The organism is Falsiroseomonas sp. (assembly GCF_030695085.1).
Lineage (GTDB): Bacteria > Pseudomonadota > Alphaproteobacteria > Acetobacterales > Acetobacteraceae > Falsiroseomonas.
Map to the genome: position 1 here is coordinate 19006 of NZ_JAUYTS010000004.1, position 13552 is coordinate 32557.

Annotated in this window: 10 protein-coding genes; 9 read left to right on the forward strand and 1 reads right to left on the reverse strand. The window is 67.5% G+C overall.

Annotated features, from left to right (window positions below):
• The first annotated feature begins 37 nt into the window (after positions 1 to 37).
• The 9 genes from Q8S40_RS00500 to Q8S40_RS00540 all read left to right on the forward strand — a co-directional run bounded on the left by Q8S40_RS00500 (position 38) and on the right by Q8S40_RS00540 (position 12158).
• Entirely contained in the window at positions 38 to 1309 is a 1272-nt protein-coding gene (locus Q8S40_RS00500; protein WP_305668865.1) for a glycosyltransferase family 4 protein, read from the forward strand.
• A 34-nt stretch (positions 1310 to 1343) separates the two neighbouring features.
• Positions 1344 to 2702: a putative O-glycosylation ligase, exosortase A system-associated gene (locus Q8S40_RS00505; protein ID WP_305668866.1), complete on the forward strand. Its 1359-nt coding sequence runs from the start codon at positions 1344 to 1346 to the stop codon at positions 2700 to 2702.
• A gap of 409 nt (positions 2703 to 3111) precedes the next feature.
• Entirely contained in the window at positions 3112 to 5355 is a 2244-nt protein-coding gene (locus Q8S40_RS00510) for a hypothetical protein (RefSeq protein WP_305668867.1), read from the forward strand.
• Between the two features lie 126 nt (positions 5356 to 5481).
• Positions 5482 to 6480: an NAD-dependent epimerase/dehydratase family protein gene (locus Q8S40_RS00515; protein ID WP_305668868.1), complete on the forward strand. Its 999-nt coding sequence runs from the start codon at positions 5482 to 5484 to the stop codon at positions 6478 to 6480.
• The gene (locus Q8S40_RS00520; protein ID WP_305668869.1) at positions 6477 to 6860 is read left to right on the forward strand and encodes a hypothetical protein; all 384 of its coding nucleotides are present in this window, start codon (positions 6477 to 6479) and stop codon (positions 6858 to 6860) included. Before Q8S40_RS00515 ends, Q8S40_RS00520 begins: the two co-directional genes overlap by 4 nt.
• Positions 6848 to 8779: an asparagine synthase (glutamine-hydrolyzing) gene (asnB, locus tag Q8S40_RS00525; protein ID WP_305668870.1), complete on the forward strand. Its 1932-nt coding sequence runs from the start codon at positions 6848 to 6850 to the stop codon at positions 8777 to 8779. Before Q8S40_RS00520 ends, asnB begins: the two co-directional genes overlap by 13 nt.
• A 29-nt stretch (positions 8780 to 8808) precedes the next feature.
• Positions 8809 to 10350, forward strand: coding sequence for a lipopolysaccharide biosynthesis protein (locus Q8S40_RS00530; RefSeq protein WP_305668871.1), 1542 nt, complete (start codon positions 8809 to 8811; stop codon positions 10348 to 10350).
• Between the two features lie 42 nt (positions 10351 to 10392).
• Positions 10393 to 11313: a hypothetical protein gene (locus Q8S40_RS00535; RefSeq protein WP_305668872.1), complete on the forward strand. Its 921-nt coding sequence runs from the start codon at positions 10393 to 10395 to the stop codon at positions 11311 to 11313.
• A 107-nt stretch (positions 11314 to 11420) separates the two neighbouring features.
• The gene (locus Q8S40_RS00540) at positions 11421 to 12158 is read left to right on the forward strand and encodes an FkbM family methyltransferase (protein WP_305668873.1); all 738 of its coding nucleotides are present in this window, start codon (positions 11421 to 11423) and stop codon (positions 12156 to 12158) included.
• Positions 12159 to 12206: 48 nt separating this feature from the next.
• Here Q8S40_RS00540 and Q8S40_RS00545 read toward each other — a convergent pair whose 3' ends face one another.
• Positions 12207 to 13265: a GNAT family N-acetyltransferase gene (locus tag Q8S40_RS00545; protein WP_305668874.1), complete on the reverse strand. Its 1059-nt coding sequence runs from the start codon at positions 13263 to 13265 to the stop codon at positions 12207 to 12209.
• Positions 13266 to 13552 lie beyond the last annotated feature (287 nt).

The following is a 13552-nucleotide window of genomic DNA, read 5'->3' on the forward strand; positions in this document are numbered from 1 at the left end:
GAGCAATGTGCCGCAAGGCCCCAGGAGCACAAGGCTGATGCCTCCGGACCAGACCCTGATGCTGCCGGAGGCACGGCCGCAGGTGGCCGACGCAGCGCGGCCGGAAGGCGTGCTGCGGCTGCTGACCTTCAGCACGCTGTACCCGAATGCGGCACAGCCCAACCACGGCGTCTTCGTGGAAAACCGCCTGCGCCATCTGGTGGCCAGCGGCGCGGCGAGCAGCACCGTGCTGGCGCCCGTACCGTACTTCCCCTTCGCCGCGGCCGCGCGGCTGGGCGGGGCCCGGATGCAGGGTTGGGCGCGCTATGCCGGCATCCCGGTGCGGGAGGACCGCCACGGGCTGGCGGTGCACCACCCGCGCTTCGCCGCATTGCCGGGCGTCGGCATGCTGACCGGGCCGGCCACGCTCTACGCCAGCGCCCGTCGCGTGCTTGCCCAGCTGCTGGCGGAAGGGCATCGGTTCGATGCCATCGATGCGCATTATGTCTATCCGGACGGCGTCGCGGCGGTCTGGCTGGGGCGCGAATTCGGGCTGCCGGTCGTGATCACCGCGCGCGGCTCCGACATTTCCCAATTGCCGAACCACGCCGTGCCGCGCCGGCTGATCCAGCATGCGATACGGCGTGCGGATGCGCTGATCGCGGTGAGTGTCGGGCTGAAGGATGGCCTGGTGGCACTGGGCGCGCCGGCGGGCAAGGTGACGGTGCTGCGCAACGGCGTCGACCTGAAGGCCTTCCGGCCGGCCGGCGACCGGCTCGAGACGCGCGCTGCGCTGGGCCTGGGCAACGGGCCGCTGCTGCTGTCGGTTGGCCACCTGATTCCGCGCAAGGGGCATGATCTGATCATTCGCGCCCTGCCGCTGCTGCCCGGGCATGCGCTGATGGTGCTGGGTGACGGGCCGGAGCGTGCCGCGCTGCAGGCGTTGGCCGAGCAGCTCGGCGTGGCGGACCGCGTGCATCTTCTGGGCAGCCGGCCGCATGCCGAGTTGGCGCGTTACTACAGCGCGGCCGACGCGCTTGTACTGGCCTCCTCACGTGAGGGCTGGGCCAATGTGCTGCTGGAATCAATGGCCTGCGGTACCCCGGTGGTGGCCAGCCCCGCCTGGGGCAGTCGCGAGGCGGTGCGCAGCCCGGCCGCAGGCGTGGTGATGGAAAAGACCACGCCGGAGGCGATCGCCACAAGCGTGCGCCGCCTGCTGGCCGCACGCCAGGACCGGGACGCCACGCGCGCCTACGCAGAAGGCTTCGGCTGGGAAGACACGACGCTGGGCCAGCTTTCGGTATTCCGGAAGGTGCGGGCATGCGCCTGAACATCCTCGCGCGTAGCGCCGGAGCCTCAGTTCGATGATCCGCAACCTGGTCTTCATGGCGGTGCTGTTCCCGATGCTCGTCACGGCGTTGGCGCAGCCCTTCGTCGGCATCCTGCTGTGGTCCTGGATCTCCTTCATGAACCCGCACCGCGAGATCTGGGGAACGGCTGCCAATTTGCCCTGGGGCGTGATGGTACTGGGCGCGACGCTCATCGGATGCGTCCTGGCAAGGGAGCCGCGCCAACTGCCCGTGAATGGCGTGACCGTGCTGCTGGTGCTGATGCTGGCGATGTTCACACTGACGACCTTCACCGGACTCGGCACGCCGGCCGATGCCTGGGCCAAGTGGGACCGGGCGATGCGGGTCATCGTGGTGCTGATGCTGACGGCCGCAATGCTGTCCGACCGGCGCCGGCTGGACGCGCTGATCTGGCTGATGGTGATCGCCATCGGTTATTACGGCGTGCGCGGCGGCATTTTCACCATCATGACCGGCGGCAGTTACCGGGTCTGGGGCCCGGAACAGTCGATGATCGCTGACAACAACCACATCGGCGCCGCGATGCTGGTGGCGCTGCCGCTGATGAACTACCTGCGCCTGCAGGCCGGTCACCGGCTGGTGCGCATCGGGCTGGCCGCCGCCATGGTGCTGACGCTGTTCGCCATCATCGGCACCTACTCGCGTGGCGCCCTGTTGGGCATTGCGGCGGTCATCGTGGTGATGTGGCTGCGGTCCCGCCACAAGTTGCTGGGCGGCATCATCATGGCCGCCGTGCTCGCGGTCGCCATCAATTTCATGCCGGCGCAATGGACCGACCGCATGAACACCATCGGCACCTACGAGGAGGATCAATCCGCGACGACCCGCCTGAAACTGTGGGAGGTGTCGTTCCGTCTGGCGCTGGATCGGCCACTGGTCGGCTCGGGCTTCCGGGGGCCCTACACGCAATCTGCCGTCGATACCGTGATGCCGGGTGGCCCGGCGAGGGCCGTGCACAGCATCTGGTTCGAAGTGATGGGCGAACACGGCTTCATCGGCTTTGCCTTGTGGTTGGGCCTGACGCTGGCCGGCGCGTGGTACGCCTGGCGACTGATCCGGCTGGCGCGCCTCCATCCACAACTTGCCTGGGCGGGCGATCTCGGCCGGATGCTGCAGGTCTCGATCGTCGCCTATTGCGCGGCGGGCACTTTCCTGTCGCTCGCCTACTGGGACTACTACTGGACCCTGCTGGTGGTTGCGCCCGCCGCGCTCGCCATCGCGCGACGCAGCCTTTCGCAGCAGAGCGACGCGGAACCTGCCGGCTTCGGCTGGCGAACCGTGCGCGCAGACTCCGCCACGCCGCGTCCCGCCGTCGCCGCGAGTTGGAGCCGGCAAGGGCGGGCCAGCACATGACCGTCACGCAAGCGACAAGGAGCACCTCATGCAGAGCCTGTATTTTCTCGCCATGCTTCTGGGCGTCGCCTGGCTTTGCGTCTGGAGCATCCTGCCCCCAGCCTATCGTACGCGGGGCTGGTGGCCATTCGACATGCGCTGCGACACGATCGAAGGCGCGGAAGCCAGCCTGCCGGACAATGATGCCCGTGGCCCGTCGCGCGCCCGTCGCGAAACCCCGGCGCCGGCTGCCGAGCCACCGGTCGCCACAGGTCGACCCACAGAGTCCTGGCGGGTTCGCCGGGCGCAGGGCGCGGGGTCCCGTCGCCAGCGTTGAGGAGATGGGCATGGCCCACATGACGCTTGAAGCGGTGGGCATAGCCCACGGGGCGATGATGGCGTTGGCCAGCACGATGAGGGAGCGAGCCGCATGAGCAAGTGGAACAAGGCGGGAGCTTCCCCGGAGGGGGACGAACAATCCCGCCCCGGGCCTTTGCTCGGACGCCGCGGAGTTGGGCTGCTGGGGGCTGGTTTGCTGGCGGGCTGTGCCGTGGCGGGACCTGGCGTCGGGCGGGCGAATACCGCCGGCCGCGGTGGTGTGGTGCTGGCGGATCCCCTGCCCTGCCTCGCGCGGGCCGAGGATCTGACAGGGCTGCTCCTGCAGGGCAGTGGCCGGGCATCCGGCAGTGAAATCCTGACCTTCGGGCTGCCGTTCCGCGCGGGCCAGATGCCGCGCGGCGCGACGCTTGCTGCACGCGGGGGGAGCCGCGCCTCGCGGGTCCAACTTGACGTGGTCACGCGGCATCCTGATGGCACGGCGCGCTTCGCGGTGGTCAGCCTGGAAGCCGCTGGACTGCCGAACAACGCACGACAGGGCTTCGTGCTGTCGCGCGCGAACACGCCGGCGGAGCCCGCGCTTGATCTGGCCGCGGCGTTGTCGGGGCGCCAGGCCGTGGTCGAGCTGACACCGCTCTCGGGCGGTGGCCGGCCCTGGCGGCTGGATTTGCTGGAGCAACTGCGGGCCGCACCACTGGGCGCATCCTGGCAGTCCGGACCGCTGGCGGTGCAGCGGCGCATCAGCGCCGCGGTGCCGCCGGAGGTGGTGGGCGGCGCCACCTCCATGCGCCTGGTGGCCGATATCGCGGCACGGGCGGACGGCACGCTCTGGGTCGATGTCTGGTTCCGCAACGACATTGCGATGCAGCCCGGCGGTGGCGTGGCAGCCTATTCGGCGCGGGTTGTGCTGGACGGTCGGGAGGCGCTGCAGGCCACGATGCCCGCGCATCACCAGTATCGCAGCTGGGGCCGGCTGCTCGGTGCGTTGCCCGGTGGTCAGCCGGCCGCGACGCAACCACCGGTGCGCCACGACACACTCTACCTGGCTGACACCGGCGCCATCGCCCATTACGACCTGACCGCGGGCGTCGATGAGACCATGCTGGCTTCGATGACGCAGCAGATGGCGCGGCCGGATTGGCATGCGGCCTTCGATGCGCGCGGCATCATGCAGTACATGCCGACTGGTGGCGGGCGCATGGATCTGGGCCCCACCACTGGCTACCAGGCCGCCTGGCTTATCAGCGGTGATCCGCGGGCGGCCGATTACTGCATCGGGCAGGCCGAGGCGGCCGGGACCATTCCCTGGCACTTCTGGGATCCGAATGGCGGCGCGGACCGGCGCGGCGGCTGGCTGGATGCGCAGCACTGGCCGCGGCTATGGACGGATGGGCGCGGCCGTCGTCCACCGGGCGGACTCGCGCAGCAGATCAGCGGGGATACCGGCTGGAACATCGACACGACCCACCAGCCCGACCTGTGCTTCGTACCCTATCTGATCACCGGACGCCGCGCTTTCGCGGATGAGGTGATGGCGCAGGGCGCCTGGAACGTGCTCGGCATCTGGCCCGCCGTGCGCAACCCGCCGGGCATGCGCAACAACCAGGAAGGCTTTCTTGTCGTCCATAAGCGGCAGGTTCGCGGAGCCGCATGGTCCATCCGCCAACTGGACGAGGCCGCATGGACCGCACCGGATGGTGACGCGAACCAGGCCTATCTGCGACATGTCGCGGACCGGAACTGGTCGTGGCTGCGGGAGCAGATCCCGGCCTGGACGGAGCTGCAGGGCGAATTGCATGGCTGGCTGCTGCCCTACGAACTTGGCGGGGGTGGGGTGGAGCTGCTGCCCTGGCAGCAGGACTACTTCGCCTCCGCAGCGGCGGCGGCGGCACGGCAGGGCAATGCCGATGCGCGGGTCTTTCTCGGCTGGATGGCCAACTTCCTGGTCGGCCGTTTCAACGCGGCCGATCGCGGCTTCGCGCGCAACGACGGCGCGGCCTTCGTCCTCATCGCGAGCCTTCCGGGTAGCGAGGGCGGCATTGCCCGGCCTTTCCGAAGCTGGGCCGAAGTCGGGCAGGCGACGCGCGCGCGCAACCGGTCGAATGGCGATGGCTGGGCCAGGAGCCAGGGCGAATACGCCCGGTTGGCCATGCAGTCCCTGGCGCAGCTTGCCGACATCCTGGACCACGAAGGCGCGCGGCGTACCTATGACTGGCTTGCCGGCGCCGGGGCACCGTTCACGGATCCGATGAGTTTCGCGCGCCAGCCGACCTTGAACATCGCCCCGCGTGGCGCACCACGGCTGCCGAGCCGGGTCCGGCGTTGCGTGCCCGCCTGATGGAACCGCACGTTCGTTCCTTCGGCGCATTGGCCGTGCCCGCCCTGGCGACACTGTCCGGCGCTTTCCCTCTCCACCCCCATGGCGCGCGGCGGCCGACCGCCGCGCCGTCCCGGAGTTGATTCGATGGCTCGATACCTGGTCACCGGTGGCTGCGGCTTCATCGGCTCCCATCTCTGCGAAGCCCTAATCGCGCGCGGCGACCAGGTTCGTGTGCTGGACGACCTGTCCAGCGGTCATCGCGACAACCTGGCGCCGGGTGCCGAGCTGGTGGTCGGGGACATCGCGGATCTGGGCGCGATGACGCGGGCCCTGCGCGGGATGGATGGCTGCTTCCATCTGGCGGCCATCGCCTCCGTGGAGCGGGGCGTGCAGGATCCGCTCGGCACGCACAGGGTGAACCTCACCGGCACCATCACGGTGTTCGAGGCCGCCCGCGCCGCGCCGGCCGCGGACGGGGCAGACAATCCGCTGCCGGTCGTCTACGCCTCCTCAGCCGCCGTCTATGGCGATCCGGCCTGCCTGCCGCTGACCGAAGATGCTCCGACCCGACCGCTTTCGGCCTATGGCGCCGACAAGTTGGGCTGCGAGCAGCACGCGCGGGTCGCCGGTGCGGTGCATGGCGTGCCGACCCTCGGGCTGCGATTCTTCAACGTCTTCGGCCCGCGACAGGATCCGCGTTCACCCTATTCCGGGGTCATCTCGATCTTCTGCGAGCGACTGGTACGCAACGAGCCGGTCGGCATCTATGGTGATGGCGGCCAGACGCGTGACTTCGTGGCGGTGGGCGACGTGGTGGCCGCCCTGCTGGCGGGAATGCGGGAAGCGAGCACGGCCGCGCCCGTGCTGAATGTCTGCACCGGCCGCATGACCACGGTGCGGCAACTTGCCGAGTTGATCGGCAGCGTCTGCGGGGTGGAGCCGGTGTTGCGGCATATGCCGGCGCGCAGCGGCGAAATCCGCGATTCGCTGGGCTCGCCTGATCAGATGCGCGCGCTGCTGGGCGTGCGTGATCCGGTGGCGCTCCGCCCCGGGTTGGAGAGCGTGGTCATGTGGCTGCGTGCCGGCCGGCCAGGCCTGGCCATTGGGGCTGCGACCGACATGCCGGAAGCTGTCAGCTCATGATGACCCTGACGACAATCCAGAGCAGGCCCCAAAGCAGCGCGGAGAGGAGCCCGATCAACAGCACGGCGGCTGGCCAGGCCAGCCGCCGCGGTTCGCGGCCCTCAACCATCAGAACCGGCGCTCAGGAACCACGGTCTTGCGGACAGGTCGTGACGATTTGCACTCATGGAACGGGGGTAGCCCTTTTTCGCCCTTATTCACAGAACGGTGATCTGGAAATCATTACTCAATTCTTCGCGCGAACGCATGCCAAGCACGCGAAACGCGAAATGATTACATGGCCGCCGCCGCTGGCACATGGCAATTCAGGATTGCTCGGCGCCATCATTTCACGCCGCCTTGAATCGCCTCACCAGGAGCTTTCAGCATGTGCGGCGTAGTCGGCCTGTTCCATGCCGTGGATCCCACGGCGCCCAGCCTGGCCCTTCTGCGGCGCATGACGGACGCCGTGCGGCATCGCGGGCCGGATGGCGAAGGCGTGCATAGCGAGCCGCATCTGGGGCTCGGCCATCGCCGCCTTTCCATTGTCGATCTGGCAGGCGGCGCCCAGCCAATGTCGATCGCCGGTGGTGCGGTGACCATCGTCTTCAACGGAGAAATCTATAATCACGAGGCGCTGCGCCAGCAGCTGCGCGCCGCGGGCCACGTCTTCCAAAGCCGCTCCGACACCGAAGCCATCCTGCATGGCTGGCGGGAATGGGGCCTGGGCGTGCTTGATCGCCTCAAGGGCATGTTCGCCTTCGCTTTGTGGGATCGGGAGCGCGGGGAACTGCTGCTCGCGCGAGACCGGCTCGGCGAGAAGCCGATGCACTACGCGACGCTTCCCGATGGCGGCCTGGCGTTCGGATCCGAACTGGCGGCATTGCTGGCAGTACCAGGTGTCTCGGCGCGCCTCGATCCCGCGGCGGTCGAGGATTATCTGGCCTTCGGCTACGTGCCGGACCCGGCGACCATCTATGCCGGCATTCGCCGCATGCCCGCCGGACATTTCCTCTTCCAGCGGCGCGGCGAAACGACCCCGCCCGTCCCGCGCCGGTACTGGCAGCCGCCGACCGCCTCCGTCGCCGCGCCCGCGGAAGCGGCGGTGGAACTGGCCGCGCGTCTGGAGGCAGCTGTCCGTGCGCAGATGATGGCCGATGTGCCGCTCGGCGCCTTCCTGTCCGGCGGGGTGGATTCCGCCTCGATCGTCGCCTTCGCCGCAGCCGCGGCGCGGGAGGGCAAGGGAGGCCCGCTGTCTACCTTCACCATCGGCTTTACCGGCCCGAATGACGAGCGGCCCGCTGCTGCCGCGGTTGCCGAGCGCCATGGCACCCGCCACCGCGCCGAGACCAGCGAGGCCGATTACCTGTCTGCCGCGCGAGAGGTGGCGGTGCTGTTCGGCGAGCCCTTCGGCGACCACTCCGCGGTGCCCACCCTCGCGGTCTGCCGGCTGGCGCGACAGGATGTGACGGTGGCCCTGTCCGGCGATGGCGGAGATGAAGTCCTGGCCGGCTACCGGCGCTATCGCTGGCACATGCTAGCCGAGACGGCGCGCGCCTGCCTGCCAGCCCCGGTGCGCCGGAGGGTCCTCGGAACGCTCGCCCGCGCCTATCCGAAGCTCGATCGCGCCCCACGCTGGCTGCGGGCGAAGAACACCTTGACGGAGATCTCGCTCGACAGCGCTGTCGGCTACTACCGCACCGTCTGCAAGGTTGCCGATGAGCGGCGGCGCGGCCTGTTTTCGCCGGGCTGGCGCGCGGCGCTTGATGGGCATGACCCGATGGCACGTATCGGCGCGCTGATGGATGAATGCGACCCGCGCGATCCCCTTTTGGCGGCGCAATACGCGGATCTGCACACCTACCTGCCGGGCGACATACTGGTGAAGACCGACCGCACCAGCATGGCGTCGTCACTGGAACTGCGGCCGCCGATCCTGGACCATGAGCTGGTCGAATGGGGGATGTCGCTGCCGGCTTCGCTGAAGCTGCGCGGCGGCGTCGGAAAGCATGTTCTGCGGCAAGCCATGGCACCGCACCTACCGCAGGAGCTGCTGTGGGGCCGCAAGCAGGGTTTTGCGCAGGCCATCGGCAGCCAGTTTCGCAACGGCGCGCCGGAGCTGCGCCGGCGCCTGCTGGGCGGCGCCATGCTCGACAGCGGCATCTTCGACCCGTCCGCCGTCTCGCAACTGGTGGAGGAGCATGCCTCCGGCGGTTCGGATCACTCCCAGGCGCTGTGGCAGCTGCTGGTCTTCGAGGGCTTCCTCGCCGCGCAGGATGCCGGGACGGCGCGGGCGCTACCCGACCTCGCGGGGGCCTGATGCAGCCGCCAGCTTCAGTACCCGCGGCGGTGAACCCGGTTCCACCGGCCGAAGACCCGACGACCGCGGCCAACACCCGCCGCCTTGTCGTGACCGGCGCCGCCTTCATGATCGTCGGTCGCCTGGCCGTGCGCTGCATCAGCGTGATCAGCACGCTGATCCTCGCCCGTTTGCTGGTGCCCGAGGATTTCGGCATCGTCGCCTTGGCCGCCGCCATCTTCGCGGTTGTCGACCTGATCAGCACGACGAATTTCGCCCTCGTGGTGGTACGTCGCGCCAGTGTGGATCGCAGCTTCTACGATACCGCCTGGACAATGAACCTTCTGCGCTGCCTGCTGCTCGGCGGCCTCGTCGTGCTGACAGCAGAGTGGCAGGCGGGGCTGATGCGCGAACCGCGACTGACGCCGGTGCTGATGCTGATTGCCCTGAACGTCGCGATGGACGGGCTGGCCAGCATCGGCCTGGCGCGCCTGCAGCGGGAGATGCGGTTCGATCTGCTGTTCCGCCAGCAGGTCGTGATCAAGATCGTGGCCTTCATCGTCACGATCGTGCTCGCCTTTTTCTGGCGCAGCTACTGGGCGCTTATTCTGGGCCATATCCTGGCGAAGTTCATTGCCATTCCCTACGGCTACTGGCTGGCGCCGCACCGGCCCCGCTTTTCGCTGAAGCATTGGCGCGAGTTGCTGTCCTTTTCCAAATGGTCGCTGCTCATGAATGCCTGCGCCGTCGCTGATGGTCAGGGGCCAAACCTGGTGCTGGGGCGGATGCTCGGGATGCAGTCGGTCGGCATGTACAACATCGCCTACCAGGTTGCAGCCACGCCGGTGACCGAGATTGCGGTGCCGGTGCGTGGGCCGATCTATGCCGGCTACGCACGCAGCATGCATGACAAGGCGCTGCTGGGCCGCGAGTTCCTCAACGGATTCGGCTTCCTCTTCACCGTGCTGCTGCCCTTGTCGGTCGGTATCGCGCTCGTGGCGCCGGAGATCGAGCGGATCGCGCTTGGGCCGCGCTGGGAAGGCGTTGCGCCGCTGATGACGCTCTGTGCTCTCTACGCGCTGGTCGACGCCATGGCGCATTTCAACTTCAACATGTTCACCGTGCTGGACCGGTTGCGCCGCTTCGTCGTCACCTATTCCATCATCGTCCTGGTGCGCGTGCCGGCCGTGGTGCTGGGCGCCATGTGGGCCGGGGTGGAAGGTGCGCTGGCGGCGATGCTGGCGACGGGCGTGTTGAATGCAGCGATCTGGCATCATCAGGTGGGCCGTCTGCTGGGCCATGGGCTGGGTGATGCCCTGGCGCAGATCTGGCGCGGCATCCTGGCCGCAGTGGCGATGGCGGCGGCGGTGCTGGCGCTGCGCGGCCTTCTGCCTCCGGGCGCCGGTGACATGCTGCTGGCCTTGCGCGATCTTTCTATCCTGGCACCGGCCGGCGCGGTCGTTCACGTCGCCACGCAACTGCTGCTCTGGCAGTTCTGCGGCCGGCCCGACGGGCAAGAGCGGCGCCTGCTGAACCTCGCGGGGCGGCTGCTGGCGCGATTGCGTCCGCGCCGCCTTGTGCTCAGCCGTTGACACCAACGGCACGTTTTCATCTTCATCAGCTCGGAGAGCACCATGTTCTACAGGTATCGTCGCAATTTTTCGTACTGGCGCTTCAACCGCGCGATCAGCGGCATCCTCGATACGCCGCCGCTGGTGCTCCAGGATGCGCCCTGGACCTTTGTCAGCATGGTGTCGCCCAGACACGTGCCGATGTACGTCCTCAGCATGAAGGCCTTCTACCGCCGCGTCGGCAAGGGCCGGGCCATTGCCATCATTGACCGCGATACGCCGCACGACTCGTTGGAGACGATGCGCCGTCACATTCAGGGCATCGAGTTCAAGGTTCTAGAGGACATCGAAACCGGCCCCTGCCAGCGTGGCGGCACTTGGGAGCGTATCCTGCATATCCTCGATCTGGCAGAAGACCGCTACATCGTGCAGATCGACGCCGATGTGCTGTCGGTGGCCGATGATGTGAGCGAGGTCGTGGCCTGCATGGAGGCCAATCAATCCTTCACGATGGCCGATCGGCGTGTGCTGCATTCGATGCGCGATGCGGCCGAGCTCGCACGCCGGATCGAGGGCAACTATATCGGCGAGGTCTCGGAGCGACTGTTCGATCAGTATCCCGGCCATGAGACACTGCGATATGTGCGTGGCTCGTCCGGGCTCGCGGGCTTTGCGCGCGGCGGCTTCCCGCGCAGCGAGATAGAGCGCTTCCACCGCGAGATGGAGAAGCTTGTCGGCGAGAAACGCTGGAGGGAGTGGGGCACCGAACAATGCGCCTCCAACTTCGCGGTGGCCAATTCGCCCGGCGCCGTCGTGCTACCCTATCCCGCCTATGCCAGCTACGCCGGTACCACGCCGCACCCGGACACGAAGTGCTTCCACTTCATCGGCACATGGCGGTTCGCCAATGGCGTGTTTGCCGGGCATGGCAAGAAGGAAATCGCCGCCTTGATGCGCGACGTGCCGACGCAGAAGGCCGCCTGACCTAGGTGCCCGTGCTCAGGTGAAGGGAGCCGACCCTCTCGCAACGGGACCTGAGCGCGGGCCAGGAAGGCTTCTTCGCACAGCCTGAACAACCGAAAGTTGCCCATATGCTCGATTTCTTTCGCGCCCTTTCGCCCCGCAGCGCCATCACCTATGGGCTATGGCGCCTCTCAGGTCGAAAACGGGACGTTCACGTGCGCACGCGGCTGGGTCCAGTCATCGAGTTACGCCCAACCTTGTTCGGCGATCGCCGCAACAACGACTTCGGCGTTGCTTATGAGATCTTTGTCCTGGATCTCTACGGCGATGAGTTGGGACTCGATTCAGCCAAGGTACGGCGCGTGGTCGATCTCGGTGCGAATGTGGGGTTTTCCTGTCTCTACTGGCTGGCCAGATTTCCAGAATGCAAATTGGACGCTTACGAACCGCATCCCGGGCACGCCAGACAAGCGGCGCGTAACATCGGCCTGAATGGCGCCTCGCATCGCGTCAAGCTGAACCAGGCTGGAGCAGGGGCGAAGGCGCGCAATGCGAGCCTCTCGGATCGCGGCTCCGGTTCCACGATCGGTGATGGCGGAGACATCGATATTGCCATCGTCGACGTTTTCCCCGACCTGCTCAACACGCCCCTCGATATCCTGAAGATGGACATTGAGGGTGGCGAATACGAGCTGATGGAGGATCCGCGTTTCGCGCAAATCAACGCCCGCGCCATATTCATGGAATGGCACCAGTGCGGCGCCCAGGGGCTGGTTTGGTGCCGTGATCGCTTGCAGGCGCTGGGATATCGCGTGGTGACTGCCACGGATGACGGCGGGCACGGCATGATCACGGCCATGCGCTGAAGCGATGGAAGGCTGCGGTGCGGCCTGTAGGCTCCAATCTGCCGCAGCTCAGCCCCGCCACCCCGCCGGACGTATCGCGCGGACGGCCCGCAAAGCCAGCCCCCAAGGCGACCAGCGCGGCACCAGCTCGGCCCACCAAAGTGTTTCCTCCCGGTCGGACAGGCTGCGCTTGTAGCGCTGGTCGCCGGCCAGGAAATCGTAGGTTTCCATGCCCTGCTGCAAGGCAGCATCGATCGCCATGGCATGGCAGGTCATGCCGGGCTTCGCCTGCGGCACCAAAGCCGGCGCGAAGCCACTCTGGTAGGCAAGTACCCGGCCTCCGCAGCGAAAATTGTAGAGATATCCGACATCCGCGCCGCCAGCGCTGACCTGCAACAGATCCAGCTGCTGCCGCGCCAAAGCCCGCAGTACGAGTGCATGATGGAAACGGCGCGAGAAGTCCCGCAGGAAGGCGCCATCCTGGCCCCGCTTCTGCCAGCTCGCCTGGTGCAGTTCGATCAGGGCATCGAGAAAGGCGGCTGCCTTCGCCGGCGTCTCGGCACGGCACAGATGCAGTGCGCCCTGCATCTTGACGTAGGCGAGCGCAGAACGCCGGATCTGCTGCCGCGTATTGGCGCTGCGGTGCGCCAGCCAGGCATCTCCCGCACGGCGGATAGGACCCAGATCCAGCACGGGGACAGGGCGGGATTGCAGGCGGCGCGGAACACCGCCTGCCGCCTCGACCACCGCCGCCGGCACGCCGCTCAGGTTCAGCCTTCGCACCGCTTTGACCTTCCATGCCGCCTGCAGGAAATCAGCGACGAGGCCTTCGCTTCCCGTGGCCAGCAGCGGTCCATTGTGCTCGATGAATGGCGCATCGAGTTGCTGCTCGCCACTCTCGGCCAGGCACAGGCGCCCGTGCCGTCTATTGAACAAGGCAAGCCCCAAGGTCCGCCCACCCTGGAAGGCCCGCAGCAGAACGGGGTCCGGGTACCGCTCGGCCGCAAGACAGCCAATCCAGGTCCAGCTTTGAAAAAAGGACGGAGCGGCACGAAGCTCCAGGGCCTGCCACTCCTCGCCAAGAGCCGCCAGATCATGGACGGTGCAATTCTCGACCTTGATTGCCAATTATCAGCATCCCAGCCTTGCGGAACCCAGTGTCGGACGCGGTTCGCGGGTGGCGCAAGGTCATGACCTCATGATGGAAGCCTCGCGATGTGCCGCAGCGGGGGCGAGCGCGTTGTTGATGTGCGGAAAGTGGCGTCCCTTGGGCTCGTGTCCCATCGCGTGGTGTAGGAGCGCGATGATCTTTGGCGGGCTGGGCCGCCATATCAGGCGGGCACGGCCGAGAGCCTGACGGTGGCATTATCGCTGACGGTGCTGATGGCTTCCAGGGTCATATAGCGGGCGCGCTG

Excerpts from the sequence above, each read along its gene's own strand:
- Q8S40_RS00505 (WP_305668866.1), top strand. The coding sequence starts at position 1,344 with ATGATCCGCAACCTGGTCTTCATGGCGGTGCTGTTCCCGATGCTCGTC.
- Q8S40_RS00510 (WP_305668867.1), top strand. The coding sequence starts at position 3,112 with ATGAGCAAGTGGAACAAGGCGGGAGCTTCCCCGGAGGGGGACGAACAA.
- asnB (WP_305668870.1), top strand. The coding sequence starts at position 6,848 with ATGTGCGGCGTAGTCGGCCTGTTCCATGCCGTGGATCCCACGGCGCCC.
- Q8S40_RS00515 (WP_305668868.1), top strand. The coding sequence starts at position 5,482 with ATGGCTCGATACCTGGTCACCGGTGGCTGCGGCTTCATCGGCTCCCAT.
- Q8S40_RS00500 (WP_305668865.1), top strand. The coding sequence starts at position 38 with ATGCCTCCGGACCAGACCCTGATGCTGCCGGAGGCACGGCCGCAGGTG.
- Q8S40_RS00520 (WP_305668869.1), top strand. The coding sequence starts at position 6,477 with ATGATGACCCTGACGACAATCCAGAGCAGGCCCCAAAGCAGCGCGGAG.
- Q8S40_RS00535 (WP_305668872.1), top strand. The coding sequence starts at position 10,393 with ATGTTCTACAGGTATCGTCGCAATTTTTCGTACTGGCGCTTCAACCGC.
- Q8S40_RS00540 (WP_305668873.1), top strand. The coding sequence starts at position 11,421 with ATGCTCGATTTCTTTCGCGCCCTTTCGCCCCGCAGCGCCATCACCTAT.